Annotated in this window: 26 protein-coding genes; 22 read left to right on the forward strand and 4 right to left on the reverse strand. The window is 59.4% G+C overall.

Features of this window, described 5'->3' with window-relative positions; genetic code table 11:
• The first annotated feature begins 363 nt into the window (after window positions 1–363).
• The 19 genes from AC5LBQ_RS06755 to nucS all read left to right on the forward strand — a co-directional run bounded on the left by AC5LBQ_RS06755 (window position 364) and on the right by nucS (window position 19,562).
• Window positions 364–2,427 (forward strand): efflux RND transporter periplasmic adaptor subunit, encoded by a 2,064-nt coding sequence (locus tag AC5LBQ_RS06755; protein WP_493264998.1) that lies wholly within the window; start codon window positions 364–366, stop codon window positions 2,425–2,427.
• Window positions 2,420–3,235 (forward strand): ABC transporter ATP-binding protein, encoded by an 816-nt coding sequence (locus AC5LBQ_RS06760; RefSeq protein ID WP_282921106.1) that lies wholly within the window; start codon window positions 2,420–2,422, stop codon window positions 3,233–3,235. The genes AC5LBQ_RS06755 and AC5LBQ_RS06760 overlap by 8 nt, the downstream gene beginning before the upstream one ends.
• Entirely contained in the window at window positions 3,232–4,602 is a 1,371-nt protein-coding gene (locus AC5LBQ_RS06765; RefSeq protein ID WP_297346727.1) for an ABC transporter permease, read from the forward strand. Before AC5LBQ_RS06760 ends, AC5LBQ_RS06765 begins: the two co-directional genes overlap by 4 nt.
• A 151-nt stretch (window positions 4,603–4,753) precedes the next feature.
• A complete protein-coding gene (locus AC5LBQ_RS06770; protein ID WP_493264999.1) occupies window positions 4,754–6,292 on the forward strand; it encodes an ATP-binding protein in 1,539 nt (512 codons plus the stop codon).
• Between the two features lie 127 nt (window positions 6,293–6,419).
• Complete coding sequence (locus tag AC5LBQ_RS06775) at window positions 6,420–6,908, forward strand: response regulator (protein ID WP_307742234.1); 489 nt, start codon at window positions 6,420–6,422, stop codon at window positions 6,906–6,908.
• A 189-nt stretch (window positions 6,909–7,097) separates the two neighbouring features.
• Entirely contained in the window at window positions 7,098–8,540 is a 1,443-nt protein-coding gene (locus AC5LBQ_RS06780; protein WP_493265008.1) for an SLC13 family permease, read from the forward strand.
• A 115-nt stretch (window positions 8,541–8,655) separates the two neighbouring features.
• Window positions 8,656–9,303 carry an L-threonylcarbamoyladenylate synthase gene (locus tag AC5LBQ_RS06785; protein WP_491680925.1) on the forward strand — a complete coding sequence of 216 codons (648 nt, stop codon included), beginning with the start codon at window positions 8,656–8,658 and terminating at the stop codon, window positions 9,301–9,303.
• A 128-nt stretch (window positions 9,304–9,431) separates the two neighbouring features.
• Window positions 9,432–10,616: an MraY family glycosyltransferase gene (locus AC5LBQ_RS06790; RefSeq protein ID WP_491680926.1), complete on the forward strand. Its 1,185-nt coding sequence runs from the start codon at window positions 9,432–9,434 to the stop codon at window positions 10,614–10,616.
• On the forward strand, window positions 10,613–11,116 hold the full coding sequence (locus AC5LBQ_RS06795) for a Cg1360 family ATP-synthase-associated protein (protein ID WP_493265000.1): 504 nt from the start codon (window positions 10,613–10,615) through the stop codon (window positions 11,114–11,116). The genes AC5LBQ_RS06790 and AC5LBQ_RS06795 overlap by 4 nt, the downstream gene beginning before the upstream one ends.
• Window positions 11,117–11,226: 110 nt before the next feature.
• Window positions 11,227–12,051: a F0F1 ATP synthase subunit A gene (atpB, locus tag AC5LBQ_RS06800; RefSeq protein WP_297346300.1), complete on the forward strand. Its 825-nt coding sequence runs from the start codon at window positions 11,227–11,229 to the stop codon at window positions 12,049–12,051.
• A gap of 61 nt (window positions 12,052–12,112) precedes the next feature.
• Window positions 12,113–12,328: an ATP synthase F0 subunit C gene (atpE, locus tag AC5LBQ_RS06805; RefSeq protein WP_004007339.1), complete on the forward strand. Its 216-nt coding sequence runs from the start codon at window positions 12,113–12,115 to the stop codon at window positions 12,326–12,328.
• A gap of 9 nt (window positions 12,329–12,337) precedes the next feature.
• Window positions 12,338–12,886, forward strand: a complete 549-nt coding sequence (locus AC5LBQ_RS06810) for a F0F1 ATP synthase subunit B (RefSeq protein ID WP_491680928.1) — start codon at window positions 12,338–12,340, stop codon at window positions 12,884–12,886.
• A gap of 24 nt (window positions 12,887–12,910) precedes the next feature.
• Window positions 12,911–13,732, forward strand: coding sequence for a F0F1 ATP synthase subunit delta (locus tag AC5LBQ_RS06815; RefSeq protein ID WP_493265001.1), 822 nt, complete (start codon window positions 12,911–12,913; stop codon window positions 13,730–13,732).
• Between the two features lie 62 nt (window positions 13,733–13,794).
• The gene (atpA, locus tag AC5LBQ_RS06820; RefSeq protein WP_297346297.1) at window positions 13,795–15,417 is read left to right on the forward strand and encodes a F0F1 ATP synthase subunit alpha; all 1,623 of its coding nucleotides are present in this window, start codon (window positions 13,795–13,797) and stop codon (window positions 15,415–15,417) included.
• A 66-nt stretch (window positions 15,418–15,483) separates the two neighbouring features.
• On the forward strand, window positions 15,484–16,416 hold the full coding sequence (locus AC5LBQ_RS06825; protein WP_493265002.1) for a F0F1 ATP synthase subunit gamma: 933 nt from the start codon (window positions 15,484–15,486) through the stop codon (window positions 16,414–16,416).
• A 33-nt stretch (window positions 16,417–16,449) separates the two neighbouring features.
• The gene (gene atpD, locus AC5LBQ_RS06830; protein ID WP_282921119.1) at window positions 16,450–17,895 is read left to right on the forward strand and encodes a F0F1 ATP synthase subunit beta; all 1,446 of its coding nucleotides are present in this window, start codon (window positions 16,450–16,452) and stop codon (window positions 17,893–17,895) included.
• A gap of 6 nt (window positions 17,896–17,901) precedes the next feature.
• Window positions 17,902–18,210, forward strand: a complete 309-nt coding sequence (locus AC5LBQ_RS06835; protein WP_297346295.1) for a F0F1 ATP synthase subunit epsilon — start codon at window positions 17,902–17,904, stop codon at window positions 18,208–18,210.
• 179 nt (window positions 18,211–18,389) lie between these two features.
• On the forward strand, window positions 18,390–18,833 hold the full coding sequence (locus AC5LBQ_RS06840; RefSeq protein WP_282921121.1) for a DUF2550 domain-containing protein: 444 nt from the start codon (window positions 18,390–18,392) through the stop codon (window positions 18,831–18,833).
• A 36-nt stretch (window positions 18,834–18,869) separates the two neighbouring features.
• The gene (nucS, locus tag AC5LBQ_RS06845; protein WP_493265003.1) at window positions 18,870–19,562 is read left to right on the forward strand and encodes an endonuclease NucS; all 693 of its coding nucleotides are present in this window, start codon (window positions 18,870–18,872) and stop codon (window positions 19,560–19,562) included.
• 86 nt (window positions 19,563–19,648) lie between these two features.
• Here the strand turns inward: nucS and AC5LBQ_RS06850 are convergent, their stop codons facing one another.
• Entirely contained in the window at window positions 19,649–19,951 is a 303-nt protein-coding gene (locus AC5LBQ_RS06850; RefSeq protein ID WP_307742243.1) for an Rv1322 family protein, read from the reverse strand.
• 3 nt (window positions 19,952–19,954) lie between these two features.
• Entirely contained in the window at window positions 19,955–21,250 is a 1,296-nt protein-coding gene (locus AC5LBQ_RS06855; protein WP_493265004.1) for an N-acetylglucosamine-6-phosphate deacetylase, read from the reverse strand.
• Window positions 21,251–21,436: 186 nt separating this feature from the next.
• On the opposite strand from AC5LBQ_RS06855, the gene AC5LBQ_RS06860 reads away from it, so the two are divergent.
• Entirely contained in the window at window positions 21,437–22,213 is a 777-nt protein-coding gene (locus AC5LBQ_RS06860) for an alpha/beta fold hydrolase (protein ID WP_297346290.1), read from the forward strand.
• An 81-nt stretch (window positions 22,214–22,294) separates the two neighbouring features.
• Here the strand turns inward: AC5LBQ_RS06860 and AC5LBQ_RS06865 are convergent, their stop codons facing one another.
• Window positions 22,295–23,281 (reverse strand): DUF8094 domain-containing protein, encoded by a 987-nt coding sequence (locus AC5LBQ_RS06865; protein ID WP_493265005.1) that lies wholly within the window; start codon window positions 23,279–23,281, stop codon window positions 22,295–22,297.
• Window positions 23,271–24,212: a hypothetical protein gene (locus tag AC5LBQ_RS06870; RefSeq protein WP_493265006.1), complete on the reverse strand. Its 942-nt coding sequence runs from the start codon at window positions 24,210–24,212 to the stop codon at window positions 23,271–23,273. The genes AC5LBQ_RS06865 and AC5LBQ_RS06870 overlap by 11 nt, the downstream gene beginning before the upstream one ends.
• 200 nt (window positions 24,213–24,412) lie before the next feature.
• Here AC5LBQ_RS06870 and AC5LBQ_RS06875 point away from each other — a divergent pair, with 200 nt between their 5' ends.
• Both AC5LBQ_RS06875 and AC5LBQ_RS06880 read left to right on the forward strand, forming a co-directional pair.
• Window positions 24,413–25,744 carry a DivIVA domain-containing protein gene (locus tag AC5LBQ_RS06875; RefSeq protein WP_282921128.1) on the forward strand — a complete coding sequence of 444 codons (1,332 nt, stop codon included), beginning with the start codon at window positions 24,413–24,415 and terminating at the stop codon, window positions 25,742–25,744.
• A 107-nt stretch (window positions 25,745–25,851) separates the two neighbouring features.
• The coding region (locus AC5LBQ_RS06880; RefSeq protein WP_493265007.1) for a DUF3417 domain-containing protein at window positions 25,852–26,518 on the forward strand (667 nt) is incomplete at its 3' end.

The raw sequence follows: 26,518 nt of genomic DNA on the forward strand, positions 1-26,518 counted from the left end.
GCTCGCGTATCAGGACGAGCGAGCCAGGGTACGCAATCTCGCAGAGATTGCAAGTACCCATATGCTCCTTCGAGGTCCCACCTACGCCGCCGGCCTGGGGGAATAGCACCGGCCTGGCGACTTCGGTGGGATGCCTCAGGGCTAGTCAGGGTTAAATCAGGGGTAACCCTAATGGCACCCGGGCGGAGAGGCACGATAATCTAGGACTATCTCCTCCTGAGGGCTGAGTGCGGAGTGCCTGGAAACAGGACGAGTCTCATACTTCGGACTGATTTTCCTGGTAGCGGAGCTTTTGGCAAGGCAAAAAAGCCCTGAGGAGTTTATAGTTTTTCAAAAGCGATTTTGGATTGTAAGGAGTTATTTGTGAGCGATGAACCGGTGTTCACTCCCGTCGATGACCCGACTGTTACCCCTGTTGCTTCCGTGACGGGAGACGACTCGGCAAAGTCTGCGAAATCCCTGCTCAAGGGCAAGAAAAAGCTGAAACTCGGCAAGAAGAAATCGAGCAAGAAAAAGAAAATCATCATCGGGGTCAGCGCGGTAGCCGTCTTGGCTATTGCCGGATTTGGCATTCCGGCAGTGATGGGCCTGGGGGCTCCCAAATACGACCCAACGGCTGTCTATCGCGGGGACGTGACCACCGTCGTCAGGGAGGACGTCACCAAAACCATCAGCATGACCGGCACGCTGAAAAGCGCCAAGACCATGACCTTGTTCTCCTCGCTGAACTCGAAAGTACAGGCTCTCAACGTGAAGGCGGGGGACCGGGTGAACCAGGGTCAGCTGCTGGCACAGCTGGACAGTTCCGAGGCGAATTCGCAACTGGCTAGCCAACAGGCGCAGCTGAACGAAAGCCGCATCACCCAGCAAAACAGCATCGACGAGGCTGCCCAAAACTATCAAAATGCGAAAAGCGCCCTGGATCAGGGCATGAATCAGGAAATCCGCGGAGCTCAAACCTCGTTGCGGGAAGCGGAAACTGAATACGTGAAATCTTCACGGGCCTACGAACAAATGAAGCAGGAGAGAGACAACCGCACTTTGCAAGCCTTGCTGGAACAGGAAAATGCCCTGCGCTCGGCTTATCAAGAGGTGGAAAACGCCAAGATGGAAGCGGGCCGAGCCGGAGCCGCGGTTTCCGAAGCGAACCTGCAGCGTGACATCGCCATCATTGAGCGGAATTCGGCCGCGGCGGATTTGGACCTGGCCAAGAAGGAACTGTCCCGGGTGCGGGCCGACACGACCCTGAGCGCCGCACGTCGCGCGGAACTCATCAAGGCCATCAACCAGCGTATCGCGGAGCTGGAAGCGCAGGTCGCCACCTTGGATCAAAATGTTGATGATGGCAGCAAGGGCGCCAGGTCGGCCTGGTCCCAGCAGGCTCAGGCCAATATTTCCGTGGGCCACGCGAACGAAAACTTGGGGATGGCGCGGCGCCAATTCCAGGCTGCGCTTCGCCAAATAGACAACCAGATAGCCGAGGCCGGCGAGGCGGTCGCCAAGGCGCAAGGCGCTCTGTCTGACGCCAAAATCAGCTTGGAATACGCCAAAATCCACGCAGCTCAGGAAGTGAGTTCGAATCTGCGGGCGTTGCGGGCCGCGCAAGCCTCGGCGGGTTCGGGCCTGGCGGAAGGGCAAAGCGCCATCCAAAAGCTGCGGGCCGACATCAGCTCGGCGCACGTAACTTCCCCGATATCAGGCATTGTGACCTCCGTAACCGCCAAGGTCGGTGCCACGCCGGAAGGCCCCTTGATGACGGTGGAAGATGACCAAAACATGGTCATTGAAACCCAGATTAAAGAATCCGGGGTTTCCAAGCTCAGCGTGGGTAACCAGGTCACTTTCACCACTCCGGCCACCGGGGATAAGGAATTCACGGGCGTGGTGTCGTTTATTTCTCCGGCAGCCCTCGACCAGACTGCCACGCAGCCCAGACAGGGCGGCGAACAGGGCGGGGGCGGCAATGCCTCGGTCATGTTCCCGGTGCAAATCACGGTGACGGGCGATTTGCAGGGCTTGCGTCTGGGGTCTACCGCCAAAGTAAAGGCGATTGTTGCCGGTGAAAAGAACGCTCTGACCGTGCCGAAGGGTGCTTTGGTTGATGCGATGATTCCGCTTGACGACAATGACAAAGGTTCGCAGTCCGTGGCGGCTCCCGCTCCGGGAGACATGTCCGGGCCGGAAGTCTCTCGGGAAGATGGCCCGAAGTCCGTACTGGTGATAGACAACCCCGACTCGGAAAAGCCGAAGATTCGCGAAGTCCAGGTGGAAGTCCTGGTAGAAGGCAACGGCATGGCCGCAATCAAGGGTAAAGGCATCAAAGAAGGCACGACCGTGCTAGATAACGCCATGAACTATGTCGGCTTGTCCGGGGAAACCGGTCACTATGTCGATACTCCGCCGGTGATGGAGGGGACTGTTGAGTGACATCATGAGCCTGCCGGGGGTCTTTTCTGAGGGTCGGGCGCATTCACAAGCGTCCCCTCCTGCGCCCACCGGGCAGGGTAGCGGACAGCCGGGGGCGGCGAAGGGACAGCCGGTCATCGAGCTGAGCGACATCTATAAGGGATTCTTCCTGGGCACCGACCACGAGTTGACCGTGCTGAAAGGCGTGAACCTGGCGATTTATCCGGGAGAATTCGTGTCCATCGTGGGGTCCTCCGGTTCGGGCAAATCCACCCTGATGAACATCATCGGCCTGCTGGACCGGCCCACCTCGGGAAGTTACCTGCTGGGGGACGTGGACATTTCCGAAGCTGACGATAACGAGGCGGCGTTGATTCGCTCGCTGTCCATCGGGTTCGTATTCCAAAATTTCAATCTGGTGGGGCGTACCGACGCGTTAAAGAACGTGGAACTGCCCATGATGTACGCCGGCATCGGGCGTGCTCAGCGCCGGGAACGGGCACTGAAACTGTTGGAACTGGTCGAAATGAGCGAACGAATCCACCATCAGCCCAGCGAGTTGTCTGGCGGGCAAAAGCAGCGGGTGGCGATTGCGCGGGCGATGGCCAATGACCCGGACATTATTTTGGCTGACGAGCCGACCGGTGCTTTGGACACCGCCACCGGGCACATGGTCATGGACCTGTTCCATCGGCTGCACCGCGAGCAGGGCAAAACCATCGTTCTGATTACCCACAACCCGGAGCTGGCTGAGCAAACCCAGCGTATCTTCACCATGGTTGACGGTGTGTTGGGCGAGGGTGTGTCGACCAAAGGAGGCGCCCAATGACTTTCGGAGAAAACGTGCGCCTGGCCCTGGCGGGATTGTGGGCGAACAAGCTGCGCGCCATTTTGACCCTGCTGGGCATCATCATCGGTATCGCCTCCGTGGTGACGATTCTCACCATTTCCCGCGGCGTGACCAGCGCGGTGACTGACTCGCTTGGGTCCCTGGGGGGTCAAGACATGTACCTCTCGGTAGATACCAAGGACAATATTGCCAAAGCAAAGTCTCGCCAAGCACAGTCCGGCTCGGACGACCCCACTTATGTGGTTGGCACTGCCGAGGAAACCGAGGACGAGGACATGTCTGGGGATAGCGGGTCTGGCTCGGCTTTCGCGGACAGTAACGGGGATGACCAATACCTGACTCCGGAAATACTGGATCAGATTCGTGAGGAATTTTCCGACCAGGTCAAAGGTATCAGCGTGCAAGGTATGGGCAGTTTCGGCACCGCTAAGGGCGCGGCCGGAGACGTGGACGCGGATGTGCAAACCACCAACCAGGATTTCCTGATTGGGTCCAATATGGAAATGGTCGCCGGCCGCGGTTTTGATGCCGGTGAAATCGAAAGCGCCGACACGGTGGCGGTTATCAGCGATACCCTGGCGAAAAAATTGTTCGGGGGAGCGGCACAAAACGCCGTGGGCCAGAGCTTCGAGTTTGACAGTGACGAATCCCAAATGACTTTTCAAGTCATCGGGGTCGCCCGGCAGGTGCAAATGAAAGGGGCTGCCAACGCTCTCATCGGTGGCGGCGGGCCGAGCGGGGACAGTTTCTATATCCCCTACACTTTGGAAGAGGAGATTAGCGGGGTTAAGGAACCGGGGTTCAACTGGGCGACGCTGCGCCCGATTCCCGGCACCGATGCGAAGGCTTTGAAGCACGATCTGCAGGAGTTCTTGGATAAAACCTGGGCTGACTCGGATTACGGGGTCATGATTGATTCCATGGACTCGATGATGGATGAGATTAAGAAAGTCTTTTCCACTATCGCCTTGGGGCTGTCGGTTATCGCGGGGCTGAGTTTGCTGGTCGGCGGCATCGGGGTGATGAACATCATGCTGGTGTCGGTCACCGAACGTACCCGAGAGATAGGTATTCGCAAGGCTCTGGGGGCGACCCAGTGGAATATCCGGCTGCAGTTCCTGGTCGAGGCCATGATGGTGTGTCTGCTGGGAGGGCTTCTCGGCGTGGCCCTGGGGGGCCTGGCCGGATACTTGGGGTCCAACGCGATGGGTAATCCCGCGATTCCACCCCTGGGTGGGGTGCTGTTCTCGCTAGCGTTCTCGCTGGGTATCGGGATTTTCTTCGGCTACTATCCGGCGTCCAAAGCCGCCAAACTCGACCCCATCGAGGCACTGCGCTACGAGTAGCCCGGGGCTTGCACCCTGTCTAAAAACTATTTTTACGCCTCGGTGTGCCATATATGGCACACCGAGGCAAATTAATAGGATTAACGCCCGAAAAATATCCTCGGCTCGCAAACCTACCCGTGCGCCCGCGAAATTCCGGCATGATAGTGGCATGTACGAAAGACGCTTTGTTTTTGACCTCGAACAGGACGATGAAGAAATCATCGCCGAAATCGTGCGCCGCGCCGAGACTATCTTGGGACCCCAGGAACGGATTACCTTCCCGGTGGGAGCGCACCTGACCGAGGAAGGCCAGCCGGTTCGCAGCATTATTCTGGCGCTATCCGGCAGCATCGCGCTGGAACGCTCCTCAGAGAGTGGGGATCTGCTGATGCACCATGCTTCGACCGGGCGCATCATCGGCATGCTGTCCTCGGGGGAGGAAATCGGCGCCTTCTTTACCGCCGTGGTGACTGAAGAGGTCGTGGGGGTCAGCCTCACCCTCGACGAAATGAACATGATTATTGCCGGGGACTCCCGAGTATCGCTGCTGGTGGCAGCCTTGTTTATGCGCACTTATGATCGCCGGCTGCGTCGCGCGGAGAATCTGCACCTAGAGTCGGCGGTCCTGGCCGATCAACTGGCGCTGCAGCGGGCGAACTTGGCGAAAGCCCTGGACAAACTGCGCGAGACTCGGGAGGAAATGGCTGCACAAGCCCGGTTTGCCTCGCTCGGTGAGCTGGCGGCGGGTGTGGCCCACGAACTCAATAATCCGGTGGCGGCGATTCGCCGTGCTGCGGATTACATTCACGAGGATATGCGCATGCTGCTGTCGACCTGCCCCGATGAAACGTGGCGGAACCTGGCTCTGGAATCCCTGGAAAATGCGGAGGAGGCCCCGTTCTTGTCCACCAAGGAAACCCGGGCGCGCAAACGTGAGCTGTTGGAAATCCTGGGAGACGCAATCCTGGTGGAACGCCTGTCCGTGGCGGGAGTTTACAGCACTGACCTGGCCCGCAACCTCGCCAGGGACATGAAAGCCAACCCGGACACGGATCTGGGGGCCTTGGAACAAGCGGCCGCCATCGGCACCAGTCTGCGCAACCTGCGTACCGCCTCGGGACGCATCATCGACCTGGTGGCGTCCCTGCGCTCTTATGCGCGTCCCGATGGGGATCCGGTACAAAACGTCGACGTCAACACGGGCCTGCAAGACACGCTGCGCCTGTTGTCTCACCGCTTGGACAAAATCGACCTCGACGTGCATTATGGCGAACTACCGCGGATTTCTTGCCACCCCGGCCAGCTGGACGAAGTGTGGACAAACCTGATTACGAACGCGGTGGAAGCCATGTCCGGCGAGGCTTCCGCTGCCAGCGACGCGGTCGGCAAGCGCCCCACCGACCGAGACGAACTGGCGGGCATGATTGGGCAGCTAACCATCAAAACGGAAGCCCGCGGCGACCAAATCGTGGTGACGTTCCGCGATACCGGACCCGGCATTGCCCCCGATGTCATCGAACACATTTTCCAGCCGCATTTCTCTACCAAAGGCGGCGAAGTGAGGTTCGGAATGGGTATCGGCCTGGGGCTGTGTCGCTCGATTGTGGAAAATCACGGCGGAACCATCCGGCTGGAAAACGTCTCCAACCCGACGGGCACCCTGGCCACCGTGGAACTACCGACCACCGGAATTCCGGTCTCGCTATAGGGGCACAAGCCCGGTCGGGCGGTTTCGTGCGGACTGCTGGTTCTCGTTTTCTGACGTTTTCCGGCAAATTGGTCCAAATCCAGCGACGGAGTGAAACAATAGAAAAGTCCCCAATGAAGGAGAAACCATGAAACTCGCCATCCTAATCCTTGAAGACGAACCGGAAGTTCGTGCCGCTGTGACCCGTGACCTGCTGGGATTCGCGGACACTTTACGCATCGAACCGGCGGAGGATGTGCCTGACGCGTGGGAGGTCATCGATGAGATTTCAAACGATGGCGACGCCCTGGCTCTGGCACTGTGCGACCATCGGCTACCCGGCACGACCGGCATCGAGTTCATGGGCCAGATGATGTCCGACGAACGCACCCAGATGACCCGCAAAGTCCTGGTGACCGGTCAGGCCGACCTGGCTGACACCGTGCGTGCGGTGAACGAAGCCGGGCTCGATCAGTACGTGGCGAAACCCTGGAAACCCGAAGAACTCCAAGACGTGGTGCGCACCATGTTGACCGATTATGTGGAACTGGCGGGGATTGACCCGGTGCCCTATCTCTCGGCGCTGGATCCGGCGCGGGCGATGGAACTGACCAAAGGGCTCAGCCGCCCGGACTGACCGGTTGCCGGCACGTGGCATCGAACAGCGAGGAACAAAGGGGCAGGATCAGTGAGTAATCCAGATAATCCGCAATCCGAAAACGCTATCGAACCATCCGGTGCGGGTCGGGAAGGAAATGAACCGGCGGTAGTTCCGCCCCAGTCTCGTGCTGCCACCCCGAAACCCGCAAAACGTCCCATCCGCACTTTGCGGCCCAAACCCCCTTCTAACGTTAAGAAAACCGCCCCGCTGGGCTTGAAAGAAAAGATTGGCCTGGTGCTGGGGGCCATCGTGTTCTTCGTCCCCCTGCTGGTCGACATCCCGAATCTGGGCGTGCCCGGCGAACGCATGCTGGCGATTTTCCTGCTGGCTATCGTGTTTTGGATTACCGAGCCGATTCCCCTGACCGCCACCGCGGTGCTGGTCATCGGGCTGGAAGTTATGCTGGTGTCCACCGGTTCACCGTTTGACCCCACCGGCGGAGACCCGTCACAAGCCGAACATGTCGCCAAGTATTCGGAATACTTCGCGACCCTGGCCAACCCGACAATCATCCTGTTCATGGGTGGTTTTATGATTGCGGAAGGCGCTGAAAAGTTTTCGCTGGACCGCAACTTGGCGGCGGTGTTGCTCAAGCCTTTCCCGGAAAAGGCGCGTCTGACGACCTTGGGGCTGATGCTGATTACCGCTCTGCTGTCCATGTTTATGTCCAACACCGCCACGACCGCCACCATGTTTACCGTGGTCATCCCCATTTTGGCGGCACTGCCAAAGGGTCGGGCGCGAGCCGGCGTGGCGCTGTCGATTCCCTTGGCCGCCAACGTGGGCGGTATCGGTACCCCGGTCGGTACCCCGCCCAATGCCATTGCGGTCGGCGCCCTGGCCGCCCAGGGCATTCACGTGTCCTTCGGGCAGTGGATGATGATGGCGGTGCCGTTTATGCTGGTGGTGCTGTTTTTGTCGTGGCTGTTCCTCAGCGCCGTGTTTATCCCGCGCGATGCCGTGATTCACATTGAAATGACTTCCCAGTGGAACAAAACCCCGAAAGCTGTGCTGTTCTACATCATTGCCGGGTCCACGATTCTGCTGTGGATGACCGAGAGTCTGCACGGGATTTCCTCCAACGTGGTCGGGTTCCTGCCTGTCGTGGCGCTGCTGTGTCTCAAGATCATGAGTGGCGAGGACATTAAGAGCATCGACTGGCCGGTGCTGTGGCTGGTGGCAGGCGGTATCGCGATGGGTGAAGGTATCGGGAACACCGGCCTGGACAAGTTCCTGGTCAACTCCGTGCCGTGGAAGTCCCTGGGGGCGGTGTTGATCGTGGCGCTGCTCGGTTTTGTTGGTTTCGCTATCGCCAACGTCATCTCCCACTCGGCTTCCGCGAATCTGCTGGTGCCCCTGGCCGTGTCCCTGGCGGTATCCCTGGGCGATTCGGTCGATACGGTCACGGTCGCCTGTGCCGTAGCCATCGCCTGCTCGCTGGGCATGTCGCTGCCTATCTCGACCCCGCCGAACGCCATTGCCTATGCCACTGGGGAAATCTCGGTGAAACAGATGGCTTTGCTGGGTTTGGTGGTCGGGACCGCCGCCACTGTGACGCTGGTGTTCGCGCTGCCGCGGATGTGGGCGCTGATGGGGTTTGTCAGCTGAGACACTGCCCGGCTGTGCCTGTTTTTGGGAGCGCGGTCACAAGCGCGGTGGGGCCGGGGATACCGGTTGAGTTGGTTTATCCGGTTTAGCTGGCGCGGGGACTAAAATCAACTCTATGAAGATTGTTGATGCCCTGACCGGGCCGATTACCCTGTCTAACCTGGCGGCGATAGACGCGACGGTGAAACGCGATGAGCTGCTGGTTATGCCTACCGATACGGTTTATGGAATAGCCTCGGTGCCGTTTGCCCCCGCGGCGGTGGCGCGTTTGCAGCAGGCCAAAGGCCGGGGGGAGGACTTTCCCCCGCCGGTGCTGGTTTCCGGTCCGGCGGCGTTGGAGGAATTGATGGCCCCCGAACCGCAGGCTAGCGCGAGTCAGCGGCGCGCCGCCCGCGTACTTGCTGAGCGCTTTTGGCCCGGGGCCCTGACTATTATCGTGACCGCCAATCCGGCTCTGGGCTGGGATTTGGGGCAAACCCACGGGACGATTGCGCTGCGCCAGCCCGATCACCCGGTGGCGTTGGAAATCCTGGGCCACACCGGCCCGCTGGCCGTCACGTCCGCCAACCTGCACACTCGGCCTCCTGCCACCGACATTGCCGCCGCCACGGAATACTTTGGCGAACGGGTCAGCGTTTATGTCGATGCCGGTCCCTCGCCCTCCGGACACCCGTCCACCATCATCACCTTGGCACAGGGCTCCCCGCGCTTGATACGCCAAGGAGATATTCCTCTGTCCGATATTCTCGCCGCCCTAGCTTGAGACCTCGTGCACTTATACCAGGAGATATGCCGGGTAGTTGCCAATAATGGCAGCTACCCGGCATATCTCCCCCTATATTCACATCGGAGCAAAATAACTCGCCTCTAACCGGATAAACTAAAGCCCGTATGAAGTTTTACCTGTTGATATTCCTGGTTGCGGCCGCGGTCACGTTCCTCACGGTTCCGCTGGTGCGCCAGTTTGCCCTGGCAACAGGGACTTTAGCGCCGGTGCGGGAACGTGACGTCCATCAATTTCCGACCCCGCGTCTGGGCGGGGTAGCGATGGGCGTGGGTTTCCTCGTGGCGCTGGCCATCGCCTCGCACACGCCATTTTTGGCTGATGCCGCCAGCTTTGAACACGTCAAGGGTTTGGCGGTGGGCGTCATCCTGATTGTGATTCTGGGGGTCATCGATGACATCTGGGACTTGGATTGGTACACGAAACTGGCAGGCCAAATCCTGGTGGCAGGATTGATGTCTTGGTTGGGTATCCAGCTGACGTCCTTCCCGATTTTCGGCCTTACCATCGGCTCATCTCGCCTGTCCTTGCTGGTCACAGTGCTGGTAGTGGTGGCTGCCATCAACGCGGTGAACTTCGTGGACGGCTTGGATGGTTTAGCTTCCGGCATGATGGCCATCAGCGCGACCGGCCTGTTCATCTATTCCTACACGTTGTCGCGCACGCTGGGTGCCGCGTCCTACGCCTCTTTGGCCTCAACGGTGGCGGCGGCTCTGGCCGGAATCTGCCTGGGATTCTTGGCACACAATTTTTCTCCCGCCTCCATATTCATGGGCGATACCGGAGCCATGCTGTTGGGTTTACTGACGGTGGCCGCCGCCATCATCGTCACCGGCCAAATCGACCCGGCAGTCGTCTATTTTCGCCAGGCTTTTCCGTCTTTCCTGCCCATCGTTTTGCCCCTGGCGGTGTTGGCTATCCCCATTTTTGACATGGTCGCCTCGGTGATTCGCCGGCTGTATCATCACCAGTCTCCCTTCCAAGCCGATGCTGGTCACCTGCATCATCGCCTGTCCCATGCCGGACGTTCCCGGGTGCGCGCCGTGCTGGTTATGTACCTGTGGACGGCGGTGTTTTCTCTGGGGGCGGCCTCGCTGACTTTGCTGCGGATGCGCTACGTGTTGGTGTTGATGCTGGTAGCCTCCCTGTTGGCAATGGTGGCGACCATCGAGATTCTGCCTGCCTGGCGCGAAGGGGTGCGCCGCTGGTTCAACCCGAATTATCGCCAGCCCCACGGCCCGGAACACGCCCTTTACCGTGACTCTTCCCTTTCTGATAGCGTAAAGCCGTGAACGAAACGACTCCCCGACCTGAGCAATCCGCCGCTTTCCTCGCGGCTCAAGTGGGTCCCCGGACTCGCCGGGCGGTGAAGTTTTCTCTGACCGCGATTTCCCTAGCTGTGCTGGTGGTGCTGCTGGTGGCGGCCGGATTAGCGGCGTGGCTGGAAGGATCGGCGGGATTGCGTTCCGTAGGTTTATGTGCCGCAGTGGGGGCGGGCCTGGTGGCGGTGACGTTTGCCACACACCTGTTTACCTTGAATCATCCCGACTTGATGATGGCGGGCATGGGTGCGGATTTCGTCCTGAAAATCATCGTCATTTTGCTGGCTCTGGGGGTGGCGCGTGCGTTGCCGGGTCTGGACGCAAAAACAATTTTTTTCACCCTGCTGGCCATGATTTTGGTTCAGGCCATCGTCTTTCCGGTGGCGTTGGCAAAAGCGCAAGTGCCCTTGTTAGACCCGGTCTCGTCCCCGACACAGCCGGAAACCGAAGGGGAAAATCCGACGCAGTAGTGAAATTTTGCATTTTTTCACCCACGCTAGTTTTTACCCGTGCAAATCCCGTTTGAAATTCATGATAACGTTGTTAGGCGAACTCATGATTTAGGACTCAAAGGAGAACAATGGGAGTGCAGTTGACGCTCATGTCGGCATTGATGCCGAATTTGGTTCCCGCTACAGATGACTCGTTCCATGCCCCCACCATTATGGACTTGTTCCCCCCGGTCGTTGCTTTCGCCGGAACTCCTTTCGCCATTGACCGTGTCATGATGATTCGTCTCATCATGACGCTGCTGCTGGTGCTGTGTCTGGTGCTGTACGCCACGCGGGCCAAGCTCATCCCGGGACGCGCCCAGTACGTGATGGAGTTCGGGTTCAAATTCTGCCAGGAAAACATCGCTGAGGAAGTCATCGGCAAGGAAATCGGGCGCAAATACACGCCCATCGTGACTTCCGTATTCTTCTCGGTCTTGTTCATGAACATTGCGGGTATTATTCCCGGCTTCAACCTGGCTGGTTCCGCAAAACCGGGCTTCCCGCTGCTGTTAGCGGTGTTTGCCTGGTTTGTTTTCATTTACGCCGGAATTCGAGAGACCGGTGTGGGCCAGTTCTTTAAGTCCTCTCTGTTCCCACCGGGGGTGCCGTGGCCGCTGTATCTCCTGCTGACCCCCATTGAGGCGATTTCCACCTTCATCATTCGCCCGTTTACCCTGTTCGTCCGTTTGTTGGCCAACATGATTGCCGGTCACTTCTTGCTGGCTTTGACTCTGAGCGCCACGAACTATTTCCTCTTTGCGCATCTCTCGGCGCTGTCCCCGATAGGGATTCTGACTTTTGCGGCAGCTTTCGCGTTTACCCTGTTCGAAATCCTGGTGGCTTTCCTGCAGGCGTACATTTTCGCGATTCTGACCGCGGTGTATGTGAACCTCTCCGTACACGCACATTAGAAAAACAATAGGCTTCTCGCGCCAACCGGCGTGAGAATAACAACAAATAAGGAAAGAAAACATGACTGGAAGTGCACTTGTTCTCGCAACCATCGGCTATGGTCTGGCCGCTATTGGACCTGGCATTGGCTTGGGCATTCTGATTGGTCACACTCAGGACGCTATTGCCCGCCAGCCGGAACTGTCCGGAAAGCTCACCACTAACATGTTCATCGGTATCGCCTTCGTCGAAGCCTTGGCTTTGATTGGTTTGGTAACGGGCTTCCTGTTCCGGTAAGGAGCACGTATGTTAGGCACTTTAGTATCACTAGTAGCTAAGGCGGGCGATACCCCGAACCCTATGCTGCCGGAGACTTACGACATCGTTTGGTCGGCGGTTATCTTCGTGGTCATCTTGGTGGTGGTTGTGAAGGTCGCTCTGCCGAAGTACAACGGACTGGTGCAGGAACGCGCTGACAAACTCCAAGAGGGTTTGGACGCTACAGCAAAGGCGCAGGCTGACTCGGCAGCCGCGACGCAGCGGATTGAATCCGAACTGCGTGACGCGAAGGAAGAAGCCGCGCAAATCCGCAACAAAGCCAACGCCCAAGCGGAGGACATCGTCTCCCGCGCCACCGAACGCGCTGATCAAGAAGCTAAGCGCATTATCGAGCAAGCTCAGCGCCAGATTGCTGCTGAGCGGGCCGCGGCCGAAGCCTCCCTGCGTCAGGACGTGGGCGATTTGGCTACCCAGCTCGCGGAAAAGATTGTGGGCGAACAGCTGAAGGATGAAGCCCTGAGCTCGCGCGTCGTGGATCGGTTCCTCGACGAACTCGAAGCTCAGCCGGTGGCTTAAAGATAGAGAAGGTAAGGGAAGTCAATGAGAGCCTCGTCGGTAAGGACCTTGGCCGCTATGGTCATGGCCGTCGATAAGACCCTGGGGAAAGCCACGATGAAGACTGGCCCCGCGGTCGCCGAGGAATACTTTGCCCTGTCTGAACTGCTGGAAAACAACATCCGTCTGGCTCGCAACTTGTCTGACCCGGCGCGTACCGCCCCTGACAAGCAAGAACTGGTCCGCACCATCTTGGGCTCTCAGCTTTCTGAGCCGGCCCTGGCAGGAGTATTGGAACTCGCCGCCGGCCGTTGGTCCAGCGAGCTTGACCTGCAGGAAGCCTGCCGGTTGCTGGCAAATCACGTGTTGCTGAAAACCGCCCAGGATAATGGCCAGCTGGAGGATGTCGAGCGTGACATCTTTGCCATGAGCCAGGTTGTCGCCAAGAACCGCGATTTGCGCAACTTCCTGACTGACAATCATCGTGCTCCCCTGGATCAGCGTCTGGAGACGTTCAACTCTCTGGTCGGTTCCGGGGTCAAGCCCCTGGCGTTGCGCCTGGTGAATGCCGTGATTGCCAAAGCGGCGCCCGGTCGCCTCGCGTCAGACCTGCGGGCTTTGCTGGATTCGGCCGCGCGGATGCGCCAGCGGGGGATGGCGACGGTTTACACCGCCACGCCGCTGAGTGAAACCCAGCAGTCCCGGCTCATTCAGTTGCTGTCCGCTCGTAGCGGCGAACAGGTTGAGGTCAACGTAGTCATTGACCCGAACCTGGTGGGCGGCATAAAGATTGTGCAGGGCGACACAGTGATGGATGGCGCGGTGAAGTCCCGCGCCGAGCAGTTCCGGCGCAAGCTGGCAAGCTAATACGAAACGAAAATATGACCGATAGGGCTAGGCCCTATGGAACGACAACAGAAGGAATGCTGATGGCTGAGCTATCAATAAGTCCCCAGGACATTAAGAGCGCCCTGGACAAGTTTGTGGATGCGTACGAACCATCCGCCGCGACTGCGGAGGAAATCGGCTACGTGACCGAAACTGCTGACGGCATTGCCCACATCGAGGGCTTGCCCGGCACTATGGCCAACGAGCTGCTGCGCTTCCAAGACGGTACCCTGGGTCTGGCAATGAACCTTGACGAGCGTGAGATTGGCGCTATCGTCTTGGGTGATTTCACGGGGATTGAGGAAGGTCAAGAGGTCTACCGCACGGGTGACGTGCTCTCCGTGCCGGTGGGTGATGGTTACCTGGGCCGCGTGGTTGACCCGTTGGGCAACCCGATTGACGGCCTGGGCGAAATCAAGGACTTGGGCGAGCGTCGTGCTCTGGAATTGCAGGCACCCGGCGTGATGATGCGCCGTTCCGTGTTCGAGCCGCTCCAGACCGGGCTGAAAGCCATCGACTCGATGATTCCGATTGGTCGCGGCCAGCGTGAGTTGATTATTGGTGACCGTCAGACCGGCAAGACCGCTATCGCCATTGACACGATTTTGAACCAGCGCGACAACTGGAAGTCCGGTGACCCCAACAAGCAGGTGCGCTGCATCTACGTGGCGGTCGGACAAAAGGGCTCCACGATTGCCTCGGTAAAGGGCGCGTTGGAAGACGCCGGTGCGATGGAGTTCACCACCATCGTGGCCTCCCCGGCTTCGGATGCGGCCGGGTTCAAGTACCTGGCTCCCTACACCGGTTCGGCCATCGGTCAGCACTGGATGTACCAGGGCAAGCACGTGTTGATTGTGTTTGATGACCTGTCCAAGCAGGCCGAAGCCTACCGCGCGGTGTCGCTGTTGCTGCGCCGTCCGCCGGGGCGTGAAGCCTACCCTGGTGACGTGTTCTACCTGCACTCTCGCTTGCTGGAACGCTGCGCGAAGCTGTCCGATGATTTGGGCGGTGGCTCGATGACCGGTTTGCCGATTATCGAAACGAAGGCAAATGACGTGTCGGCCTACATTCCGACCAACGTTATCTCCATCACGGACGGCCAAATCTTCCTGCAGTCCGACCTGTTCAACGCGAACCAGCGTCCGGCCGTGGACGTGGGCATTTCGGTGTCCCGTGTGGGTGGCGACGCTCAGATTAAGGCCATGAAGAAAGTTGCCGGTACGTTGAAGCTGACCTTGGCGCAGTACCGTTCGATGGCGGCTTTCGCCATGCTGGCTTCCGACCTGGACGCCACGACCCGCAAGCAGCTGACTCGCGGCGAGAGACTGATGGAACTGCTCAAGCAACCCCAGTACACGCCTTATCCCGTTGAGGAACAGGTGTGCTCCATCTGGGCTGGCACCAACGGTTACCTGGACGACATCCCGACCGACAAGGTACTGCAGTTTGAAAAGGACTGGTTGGATTACCTGCGTAACGAGGGCAGCATCCTGAACGAAATCAAGGAAAAGGGCGCTTGGCCCGATGAACTGGTGGCGCGTTTGGAAACTGCCGTCAAGGATTTCCGCAAGTCTTACGACTTGGTTCCCCAGGCTGACTTGAATGCCATTGAGGGCGATGCCGAGGCGGAGCAGTCCGAGGAACAAATCGTTAAGAAGCGCTGAGGCGCCTGGGCCAGCGCTGCTGGTCAGCAACGAAAGTAACCGAACAGAACGTAAGGGAAGGGCAAAGTGTCAGGTTCGCAAAGGGCTCTCAAGCAGAGAATCAGGTCCACTGAGACTCTGCAAAAGATTTTCCGTGCCATGGAGATGATTGCGGCCTCCCGCGTGGGCAAGGCTCGCGCCGGGGCGGAATCCATCACCACTTATGACTCGGCCATAGCGGCGGCAGTCGCGGCCGTGTCCGCCCACGCCAAACTCGATCATCCGCTGATTACGGAACGCACCGACACGAACCGCGTGGCGGTTTTGGCGGTCACCTCTGACCGCGGCATGGCCGGTGCTTATTCTGCGTCAATCCTGCGTGAAACCGAGCGTCTGCTGGAACGTTTGCGTGACGAAGGCAAAGACCCGGTGGTCTATGTCTCGGGTCGCCGCGGCTTGTCCTACTTCAACTTCCGCGGTACGGAAGTGCGCCGGGCATGGACCGGGGATTCGGATAAGCCCAGCGAGGAACGCACCATGGAAATCGCCAAGAGTCTCTTGGCCGCGTTCCTCAAGTCGCCGGAAGAGGGCGGGGTGTGCGAACTGTACATGGTTTACACCAAGTTCCGTTCGATGGTGTCCCAAGTGCCCCAGGTGCGCAAGATGCTGCCGATTAAGGTCATCGACCCCGACGAACCGGTCCAGATTGACGGGATGGGTTTGGGTGAAGCGGACGACAAGTCCGTCATGCCGCTGTATGACTTTGAACCCAGCGCTGAGGAAGTGCTCGAGACCGTCATGCCGCTGTATGTCGAGTCGCGGATTCGCACCGCCCTGCTGCACGCGGCTGCCGCCGAGCTGGCCAGCCGTCAAAACGCCATGCACGCCGCGACCGATAACGCGTCCAACTTGATTAACACCTTGACTTTGGACATGAACAAGGCTCGTCAGGCCGACATCACCACCGAGATTACGGAAATCGTGTCCGGCGCTGACGCGCTCCAAGATTCTAAGAAATAACCGATTACCAAACGCCGATTAGAGGAAACGAAAATGAGTGAGAAAACCCCAGGAACCGGTCGTATCTCCCGGGTTATTGGCCCGGTCGTGGACGTGGAGTTCCCCCCGGATCAACTGCCTGAGATGTACAACGCTTTGACCGTGGAATACACGGGCATGGGCAGCACCGAAGCCGGCCAGACCCAGACCATGACGATGGAGGTGGCTCAGCACTTGGGCGACAACATTGTCCGGTCCATCGCCCTGAAGCCTACTGACGGTTTGGTGCGCGGAGCCAAGGTGGTCGATACCGGCTCCCCGATTTCGGTACCGGTGGGCGACATCACCAAGGGTCACGTCTTTAACGTGATTGGCGACTGCCTGAACTTGAAAGAAGGCGAAACCTTGGACGTCAAGGAGCGTTGGTCCATCCACCGCACCCCTCCGGCTTTCGACAAGCTGGAATCCAAGACGCAGATGTTCGAGACCGGCATTAAGGTCATCGACTTACTGACCCCCTACGTACAGGGCGGCAAGATTGGCCTGTTCGGCGGTGCCGGTGTGGGCAAGACCGTGTTGATTCAAGAGATGATTCAGCGTGTGGCTCAGGACCACGGCGGTGTGTCCGTGTTCGCCGGGGTGGGCGAACGTACTCGTGAGGGCAACGACCTGATTCACGAAATGGCTGACGCGGGCGTGTTGGACAAGACCGCGATGGTGTTCGGCCAGATGGATGAGCCGCCGGGGACGCGTCTGCGCGTGGCTCTGTCCGGTTTGACGATGGCGGAATACTTCCGTGACGTGCAAAACCAGGACGTGCTGCTGTTCATCGACAACATCTTCCGTTTCACCCAGGCCGGTTCGGAGGTGTCCACCCTGCTGGGCCGGATGCCATCCGCCGTGGGCTACCAGCCGAACCTGGCTGACGAAATGGGTCAGCTCCAGGAGCGCATTACTTCCGCGGGTGGTCACTCGATTACTTCCCTACAGGCCATCTACGTGCCGGCGGACGACTACACCGACCCGGCTCCGGCCACGACCTTCGCGCACCTGGACGCAACCACGAACCTGTCTCGTGACATCGCGTCCCGCGGCCTGTACCCGGCGGTGGACCCGCTGGCCTCCACCTCGCGTATCCTCGACCCGCGCTATGTCGGCAAGGAACACTACGAGGTCGCGACCCAGGTCAAACAGATTCTGCAAAAGAACAAGGAACTGCAGGACATCATCGCCATCCTCGGCGTGGACGAACTGTCCGAAGAGGACAAGGTCACAGTGGCGCGCGCGCGTCGTATCGAACAGTTCCTGTCCCAAAACACCTACATGGCGGAAAAGTTCACCGGCGTACCCGGCTCGACCGTGCCGATGAGCGAAACCATCGAGGCGTTCAAGCGGATTTGCGAAGGCAAGTACGACCACATTCCCGAACAGGCGTTCTTTAACATTGGCGGTATCGAGGACCTCGAAGCGGCCTGGGCGAAACTGCAAAAGGAAATGTGATAACCCATGGCAGACACGCTGAAAGTTGCGGTGGTAGACCGCTCGCGCACCCTGTATCAGGGAGAAGCGTCCCAGGTCATCATGCCCGCCGCAGACGGTGACCTGGGGGTCCTGCCGGGCCACCAGCCGCTGTTTGTCGTGCTGCGGGCTGGCCAGGTGCGCGTCGACGCGCCGGGCTCGACCGGAAAAGCGGATTCGCATAACTTCCCGGTCGAAGCCGGATTCGCCTCGGTGGATAATAACACCGTGACCGTAGTGCTGGATCGCAGCTTGGCTGCCAGCTCTGCGGATCAGGCTTCCGCATCGGCAAACTAAATTAATCAACTTCCGCGAATCAGTCCGATTGGGATATGATTGCCCATAAGGCTCTGCGGTTTTTCTCCATGGCAACTTGGGGATAGCAGTGGCGGCGTCATTGAGATGCCCGCCACTTTGGGCATTGGCCACAGAGCCGGGCTTCAATGTGGCGGCTCTAGGGAGTGAGGAGGAACATCATGGGTACGGCAACCAGCGTGATGTTTACCAGTCTGCTCCTGGTGCTGTTCCTCGTTTGCGCGCTGGCGATTTACTTCCTGGCGCGCTTGCGGTTTAAGGCCCAAAATGATGGTTCTTTCAACGTGGCGTGGCGGGCCAATACTACCGATCCGTGGCGGGCCGGGGTGTGCCATTATTCCGAGGATTTTCTGAAGTGGTATCGGGTCATTTCCCTGCGTTGGGGCTCGAATCGCCGTTGGGAACGGGCGGATTTTGAGATTTTGGAATCGGCGGTAGACACCGAGCCGGGGTCGGACTATACCCTGGCTATTTTGCATTGCCGCGCGCCGCGTCAGGGTTTTTCTGAGCCGGACGATTTTTGGTTAGCGATGGATGAACACGATTATTCCGGCTTGATCAGCTGGAAAGAATCCTCCCCGCCGCGTACCCAGATGGTTTATTGAGTTTCTTGCCTCGCGCGGTTCGGCTAGGCTAACAGTATGCGCCTGGTCATAGCGGATTGTGAAGTCAATTATTCGGGACGTTTGGACGCGCATTTGGCCGCGGCGAAACGCCTGTTGATGGTGAAAGCCGATGGTTCAGTGCTGATTCACAGCGACGGCGGTTCCTACAAGCCCCTGAACTGGATGAGCCCGCCCTGCCAGCTGCACATTGAACTGGAAGATTCCGACTCCCCGCAAGGCCCGCAAACGTGGCGGGTACAGGCCAAATCCGGGGACGCCCTGCTGATTAACATCACTGCGGTCTATGAAGATGTCGTGTGTGATTTGGGGGTCGATCCGGGACTGGAAAAGGACGGGGTGGAGGCGCATCTGCAAAAGCTGCTGGCGGAACAGGTCGCACTGCGGCTGGGGGAGGGCTGGACTTTGGTGCGCCGGGAATGGCCCACTCCCATTGGTCCAGTTGATCTGCTGGTTCGTGATGCACAAGGGCGTCCGGTGGCGGTGGAGGTGAAACGTCGCGGCGAAATTGACGGGGTTGAGCAGTTGACTCGCTACCTGGATTTGCTGGGTCGGCAAGCCGACCTGGAGGGTATTACCGGGATTTTCGCCGCCCAAGAGATTAAACCCCAGGCCCGCACGCTGGCCACAGACCGCGGGATTCGCTGCGTCGTGCTGAATTACGATGAAATGCGCGGCTTGGATTTCGATGCCGAAAATCGGCTGTTCTAAACCCCGCCAGACGACCCGGAAAACGCCACGCACCCCGCTTGTGCCACGCATAACCTGTTCGGGCTAGGGGTGTCATGCAATCGGCTCTAATAGCCCCCGGTAGTGCCGGATTCCCAGCAATAGTTGTGCCAGTGGCGGCGAGCCCCCACCCCGGTGTCCACTCCAAAAGGCGCGTTCAGCGGCCAAGCCACGATATGCGGGGTATTTGCTTCGACAGCGTGCCCGCAACCGGGGCAGACGTAAGATTTCTGGCCGGCGCTGCCGGTCAGACGTTGGACGTGATATTCCTGCCCGCCGCGCGTCACGACCCGCGGGACACTGGCGAGGCGCTGCATATCCAAGGGGCGATAGGGTTGACCGCGCCGTTTGGACTTTCGCTGACTGGGCACGGGCTAATCCGAATAATTCTTTGGTACGGATGCCACCAGGGTGCCGTAGCGATACACCGAAAGCGGATAAAGATTCTCATCTGTGACCAGCAAATCCGCGCGTTTGCCCGTTGCAATTTCGCCGATGTTGGTCTGGCCCAAAATGCGGGCGCCCTGTACCGAGGCGCAGTACACCGCGTCGGTCAGCGGGATTCCCGCGCCTTTCCAGGCGCGGCGCACGATGTCTACCAGGTGCAAGTTTGGATCTTCCGGGTCGGAGTTCGGTTCGCTCAAGGGCATGCCCGTGGCGGCGGTCGCGTTGCTGACAAACACTACTGAATCGCGTCCGACCAGCTCAAACACGTTGCGCACGGCACTGAGGTCCACGTGCTCGCCGTCCGCAATCAGCTCCAGAATACAGCCGCCTCCGGCCGCGTCCGCCAGCAGCTCCAACATCGGGCCGGGGTGGCGATGGTGGAAGGGCTGCATCCCGTTAAAGAAGTGGGTCACCACGTAGCGGGGGCAACGCAGCTTTTCCGAGGGGGTCAGCCCCAGCTTTTCCCGCGTCCAGGCCGCGGCTCCGCGCATAAACTCGGCGGAGGCGACCGTGTGTCCAAAGGCGGGAACCGCCCCGTTTTCAATCAAAACTTCCGCCACGGAACCGGAACCGATAGCGCGTTTGCCTTCCGGGGCCAGCGTCATCGATACCGTATGCCCGCGGGTAGTAATCATGAGTTCGCGGGTCAGAGCCGGGTTTGGCGGCTGGACTTGAGCAAAATCTTGGGACCCGAGGACGGCACGAGCCCGTTCCTCGCGTTCCTTGGCGCTGAGCCCTTCGGTCGGGAGGGAATCAGCGGGGGAGTCTCCGGGGAGCATCCCGGTCACACCCAACCGTCCCGACGCCAGGAACGGCCCTTCAAAGTGAATCCCGTCCAGTTCGCCTGCGTCACACAAATCTGCCATCATTTGGCCCTGTCGGCGCAGGTCCTCCGGGGAAGCCGTCGAGAGTGAACCGACCAGGGTGGTGGTGCCGTGTACCCGGTGCTCCCACACCGCGGTCATCATGGCTTCTACCGTGTCGGCGGCGGGGAAAGAACTGCCCCCGCCTCCGTGGCAGTGGGTGTCGACCAGGCCCGGCAAAATGTAGCGCCCGTCAGTCGGGGAAGGTGCGGCCACGACCTCGGCACCGTAACCTGCCGCCTGCGCTTGGGGTGCTTCTCCCATCCACACTATGGAGTCCCCGTCAATAATGACAGCTCCATCAACGATTATGGAAGACGGCGTGACGATGCGCCCGCGTACTGCATAAGGTTCACTCATGTTCCGATTATCGCATTTTTGCGCTGTTTCAAAGTAATTTTTTCGCTCCCTAGTCGTGTCGAGCACCTGCCGGGTGGCGACCGGTTCGGGCGGCTGACGCCGTGGACGCGAGGCCGGCAGTGCCGGGTTGGGGGTAAAACTGTTCGGGTTTACCCGGTATTAGAGGAAATCCTTTAAGATAAAACCATGCTGAACATGATTGCCCGCGACATTATCCCCGGACCGATTGGTCCTACGATGGTGCTGCTTCACGCTTTCCCGATGGATCACCGGATGTGGTTGCCGACCGCGGACCGCTTGGGTGGGGTGCCGCTGCTGATGGTGGATGCGCCCGGATTCGGCCAGACTCCGCCGATGATGGACACCCCCTCGCTGGACGCGTTTGCGGATGAAATCGTGGCAAACCTGGGCAAGTTCGGCATCGAACGCATTATTCCGGTAGGTAACTCGCTGGGCGGCTACGTGGCGCTCACCATTTTGGAACGTCACCCGGATGTCGTGGCTGGTCTGGGGCTGATTGGGACCCGGGCGGACGCGGATACGGTCAGCGAAAAAGCCGACCGGTTTGAAAACCTCATCACCATGCTGGCTGGGGACCGCGCGAGCCTACTGACTCCTCAGATTGAATCCCAGTTCACCGCCTCGACCCGCCGGGCGCGCCCGGAAGTCGTGTCCGAGGCCGTGCAATGGTCCGAGGAAGCCTCCAACGAAGGAATTTCCTGGGCACAACGGGCTATGGCGGCCCGCCCGGACCAGATGGCGCTGCTGGAAAGTTTTGGCAAACCCGTCCTGGTCATGCGCGGTGAAGAGGACCCGGTCGTTTCCCCCGAGCGTGCCGCCGCGATGGCTCAGGCCGCCCATACCGAGGTCGTGGAGGTCCACGAAACTTCGCACCTGGTGCCGATTGAAAATCCCGGTGCCGTCTCGCGCCGTCTGATGGCGCTGTACCCCCAGTGCATGTAAATCGCGCGAAACCCCTCTAACCCGCGGCAACGCCCTTGTGAACGCTATCGGTAGCGTAACTCGAAACGCGACCGCAACGCCCTAGTCCGCCCTCATCGCCGTGACGGCATCGGAGGCGCCCAAAACCGAAATCTTTTGGTTCTGGCTGGCTTTGTTCGGCAGGTTGAATAGCACCACGACCGTGTGCGTTTCGGTCAAGGTCGAGGCCGCAGCTGTTTTCCCGGTGTAAGCCTGAGCCAGGGGGGAGAGCTGGAGTTTCCGGGGAGACTTCATGGTCAAGTCGTAGTTCAGAGCGGCCATGACCAGGGCTCCGCCGTCCGTAGTGCCCAGGGCGATACAGCCGTCAGCGCCCGGCCGCGCGGTCATAGTGACTTCCAAACCGCGGTTTTGCTGGGCGAGGGCGGAATAGTCCGTGCGCCGCTGGGCGAAAGTCGCGGCAAAAGAATCAATCGCGGTGTCAAAAACGTCCTTGGCGTTGTTGGGGTCGTTGAGGAAGTCCGCGTAAGTTTTCGCCAAGGCTCCCGGTGAAACCACAAAGTCTTTGGAATCTGCCTGGGGTGTGGGCGAGCCGACTTCGGGCTTGAAAGTTGCGGGGAAGCTGGCTTTGGGGAACAGTTTCGTGTAGCCCCACACCGCGTAGTTGGCGCGCGGCGAGGACTGGACGAAACCGAACACGTAGAGCGGCTGGCCTTCGACCGTGGGGGAAACCGTGTAGGCGTAGCGCGGCCAATCCGTAGCCTGCTGCACGACTGTGACCTGCGGATTCGCCAGGGGAAGTGCCCCCAGGTTGGCGCCGCGAGTCGTGTTCGTCATCAGGTATTCTCCGTTGCGCATCCCCAGGGCCGGGTTCGTAAAACGGCTGGTCAGCTGTTGCCAGTCGCGAGCGCCGTCCCCGGTTTGGGCCACGGTGTTGGCCTCGGTGGTGACTGCCGTGAAGCGTTGCTGGTCAATAGCGGGCGGTTCGTTGCCGCCGTTGGGGGAGGTCACGAGGGTGGGGGTGTAGGCACAAGCGCTCAGGGCCAGGGCGGTCGCTCCGGCCGCAAGGAGGGTCGTCAGCTTATTCGTCATGGGAGGCCTCCGTTTCTGGGTCTGTTGCGTCGTCGCTCTCCGGTTGGTGCCGCCATTTTTTGCCACGTTTAGGCTGGTCAGATGCTTCTTCAGCCATGCGCAAGGAGCGGCGTGTGGGGTGGACTGCCGGAATGACGCCGGTGTCCGTGGGGGCGTCGCCCGCCACCGCGGAAGTGACCTGACTGGCGAGCTGGCGTGCCTGATCCTTTTCCAACGTATCCAAACGCTTGGCGCGCGAACGCCGTTCGGACAGCACCAGCAAAGCCAGGTAAGTCCCGATAGCTCCAGCGGCGATAATCCCCACGATGGTCATGAGGATAGCCGAGATGCTGGAGGGCTCATTTTTCAGTTTCCACTTCAGTTCCAACTGCGGTCCCGCCGCTTTGTCCGGGGGATTGACCACGAAAGCGACCGCGCTCCAGCGGTTATCGCTCAGCTGCCAGTTCAGAGAGGCGTGACCGGTGCCGCGAGCGCTTTGCTTCCAAATGTCTAAGGACGTTAGATCCGCCGCGTCGTTTTGGGCGGGGGACGCCAACTGTTGCAAGCCGCCCGGCAAAGCTTGTTCGCCAGGAGCAGAATTAGTTTTTTTCGCCTCGACGCTGCGGGAGGTGAGCAGATTATCGGCTTTGAAACCGGTCAGTTCCAAGTGGTTGACCGATTTGGCAAAAGCCATCGCATCTGTGGTCAGGGCGATTCCTAAAAAAACTTCCTGTTTTGCTGTCCCGGTAGCGCGAATCGTGACCTTTTCCCCGGTGGATTCCAACAGATTCTCTCCCGTCAGGACGATTGCCGACTTGGTCGGTTCGCTGTGAAACTCCACGTTGGCACTGGGACGCAGGAAAGTCAGGCGAGATATTCCAATAAAGGCCACCAAAAGTGAGACAATCAGCAGGGCAATGCTGAGATAGCGGGTGGTGCGATTCGATGACATGGGTCTCCTTGAGAATTTTGGAACCGGCTACCATTTACTTTAGCGAGATTGGCGGTCCGCAGCGACTTGGCCATGTCATAAAGGTTCGTGTAAATGGTTAATCAGAGATTTTTTCGTTATAGACTTAGGGTATCGTTATACTAAGTTTGGCGGGGCAGGTTAATTTGCCCGTTGGTTGACGTCTTTAGGAGGACTCACAAGTGACCGAAGAGCAGACAGATTTTCCAATCGTGATGCGCGGGTACGACCGCGTTCAGGTTGACCTGCAGATTCAAACTTTAATGACGGCTTTGGCTGAGGCACGCCGTGAGGTAGAAACCCTTGACGCGCGTAACGCCACCCTGGCAGGGGATTTGGGCGAAGCTCAGCGCCGTCTAAAGGAAAGCGACAAGTCGAGTTATACCGGTCTGGGTGAACGCATCGAACAGTTGCTGCGTTCCGCTGAGGAACAGTCCACCACCGTTATTAATAAGGCGAACGCTGACGCGGAATCCTTACTGGAAAAGACCCGTTCTAACACGCAGCGCCTGACTCAGCGCGCCGAAGCCGAAGCGGCTTCCATGCTGGCTGAGGCTCGCCGCGAAGCTGAGGAACGCACCACCCAGGCGGAAACCGAAGCGGAAACCGTGCTCACTAACGCGCAGCACCGCGCTGATGAACTGGTAGCCGCGGCGGAACGTGAAGCGGCCTCGCTGCGCGCCGAAGTGAACACTCAGGTCAACGACCTGCGCGCCACTGCTGACCGCGAAACCGAACTGCAGCGCGCCCAAGCCGAAAAGGATTACGTAGAAGCCCGGGTTAAGGCTGAACAGGAAACCACGGCTCTGCGCAACGAAGCGGCGACCGAGATTCAGGAACTGCGCGAAACCGCGACTGCCGAAGCCACCCAGGTGCGCGAACAGGCTCAGCAAATGGCTGAGAAGCTGCTGGCGGAAACCCGCGCCGAAGCCGACAAGATTATCTCTAACGCTCGCGCCGAAGCCGAGCGTCTGCGTGCCGAGTCCGAACAGGCTCGCCAAGACACCGAAACTGAGATTGCTTCCGCGCGCGCGGCCGCTCGTGAAGCCGACGCACAGGCTCACGAACAGGCTCGGGCCGAAACCTCCGCGATGGTTGCCACCGCGAAGGCTCAGGTCGCTGACGCTGAGAAGCACCTCGGCGAGACCTTGCAGCGTGCCGAGCGCCTGCTGACCGATACCGATGCCGTGGTGCGTCGCCGTCAAGAGGATGCCCGCCGTACTGCTGAGGCCACCATCTCGGCTGCGGAAGTCGAAGCGCAGCAGCTGCGCGAAGCGGCTCGTGCCGAAGCTCAAGCCGAACGTGCCGCCGCCCAGCGCACGGTCGAAAAGCTGGAACGTCAGCGCGAATCCGTGGCGGCCTACCTCGACGAAATGCGTGGCCTGCTGGGGTCGCGTGCCGCCGATGCCATCTCTGGCCTGCAGGCTTTGGAAGAGGACGAAGAAACCCGCGAACCGGTAGAGTTGCCGGCCGATGTGGATGCTTACGCCCTGCCGGAAGAAGCCAGCGAATAAACGTTATTCATGACACCCCCAAGTTTTGGCGGTCCTGCGGGGCCGCCAAAACTACATTTTGCGCACATTTTTACCTAAATGCCACGACCACCACGTAGGATGGTACTGTGAAAGCAATACGAAGATTTACTGTTCGCTCCGTCCTTCCCGAAAATTTGAAGCCAATTGGTACTTTGGCTCAAAATCTGCGCTGGTCCTGGCACCGGCCCTCCCGCGATTTCTTCGCGTCCTTAGATCCGCAAGTCTGGGAGGAAGTCGGCCACGACCCGGCGGCTTTCCTCGGTTCGGTCTCTGTGCAAAAACTGGACGAACTTTCGGCAAACCCGGATATTGTGAACCAGGCTGCGGCTTTGGAACGCGACCTGGGCGATTACCTGGAAAAGCCGCAATGGTTCCAGTCCCAGTTCAACAATGCCGACAAGCCCAGCGCGATTGGGTATTTCTCGGCTGAATTCGGCGTGACGGCCGTTTTGCCGCAGTACTCCGGCGGCCTGGGGATTTTGGCTGGCGACCACCTGAAGTCCGCCTCTGACCTGGGCGTTCCTATTATCGGCGTGGGCCTGCTCTACCAGGCTGGCTACTTCCGTCAATCCCTGACCCGCGAAGGCTGGCAGCGCGAATCCTACCCGGTCATCGACCCGGATAACATGCCGCTGACTCTGTTGCGCGAAGATGACGGCACCCCCGCGCTGGTGGAAGTGCCTTTGCCCGACCACCGCACCCTGTATGCCCAAGTATGGGTCGCAAAAGTCGGCCGCATCGCCCTGCTGATGA

It is taken from the genome of Mobiluncus sp. (assembly GCF_985070215.1).

Bases quoted from the DNA above. Each gene is read 5' to 3' on its own strand.
- atpB (WP_297346300.1), top strand. From the start codon at position 11,227: ATGGGAGTGCAGTTGACGCTCATGTCGGCATTGATGCCGAATTTGGTT.
- AC5LBQ_RS06765 (WP_297346727.1), top strand. From the start codon at position 3,232: ATGACTTTCGGAGAAAACGTGCGCCTGGCCCTGGCGGGATTGTGGGCG.
- atpA (WP_297346297.1), top strand. From the start codon at position 13,795: ATGGCTGAGCTATCAATAAGTCCCCAGGACATTAAGAGCGCCCTGGAC.
- AC5LBQ_RS06870 (WP_493265006.1), bottom strand. From the start codon at position 24,212: ATGTCATCGAATCGCACCACCCGCTATCTCAGCATTGCCCTGCTGATT.
- AC5LBQ_RS06770 (WP_493264999.1), top strand. From the start codon at position 4,754: ATGTACGAAAGACGCTTTGTTTTTGACCTCGAACAGGACGATGAAGAA.
- AC5LBQ_RS06775 (WP_307742234.1), top strand. From the start codon at position 6,420: ATGAAACTCGCCATCCTAATCCTTGAAGACGAACCGGAAGTTCGTGCC.
- AC5LBQ_RS06855 (WP_493265004.1), bottom strand. From the start codon at position 21,250: ATGAGTGAACCTTATGCAGTACGCGGGCGCATCGTCACGCCGTCTTCC.
- atpE (WP_004007339.1), top strand. From the start codon at position 12,113: ATGACTGGAAGTGCACTTGTTCTCGCAACCATCGGCTATGGTCTGGCC.
- AC5LBQ_RS06865 (WP_493265005.1), bottom strand. From the start codon at position 23,281: ATGACGAATAAGCTGACGACCCTCCTTGCGGCCGGAGCGACCGCCCTG.
- nucS (WP_493265003.1), top strand. From the start codon at position 18,870: ATGCGCCTGGTCATAGCGGATTGTGAAGTCAATTATTCGGGACGTTTG.
- AC5LBQ_RS06790 (WP_491680926.1), top strand. From the start codon at position 9,432: ATGAAGTTTTACCTGTTGATATTCCTGGTTGCGGCCGCGGTCACGTTC.
- atpD (WP_282921119.1), top strand. From the start codon at position 16,450: ATGAGTGAGAAAACCCCAGGAACCGGTCGTATCTCCCGGGTTATTGGC.
- AC5LBQ_RS06810 (WP_491680928.1), top strand. From the start codon at position 12,338: ATGTTAGGCACTTTAGTATCACTAGTAGCTAAGGCGGGCGATACCCCG.
- AC5LBQ_RS06815 (WP_493265001.1), top strand. From the start codon at position 12,911: ATGAGAGCCTCGTCGGTAAGGACCTTGGCCGCTATGGTCATGGCCGTC.
- AC5LBQ_RS06860 (WP_297346290.1), top strand. From the start codon at position 21,437: ATGCTGAACATGATTGCCCGCGACATTATCCCCGGACCGATTGGTCCT.
- AC5LBQ_RS06840 (WP_282921121.1), top strand. From the start codon at position 18,390: ATGGGTACGGCAACCAGCGTGATGTTTACCAGTCTGCTCCTGGTGCTG.
- AC5LBQ_RS06785 (WP_491680925.1), top strand. From the start codon at position 8,656: ATGAAGATTGTTGATGCCCTGACCGGGCCGATTACCCTGTCTAACCTG.
- AC5LBQ_RS06835 (WP_297346295.1), top strand. From the start codon at position 17,902: ATGGCAGACACGCTGAAAGTTGCGGTGGTAGACCGCTCGCGCACCCTG.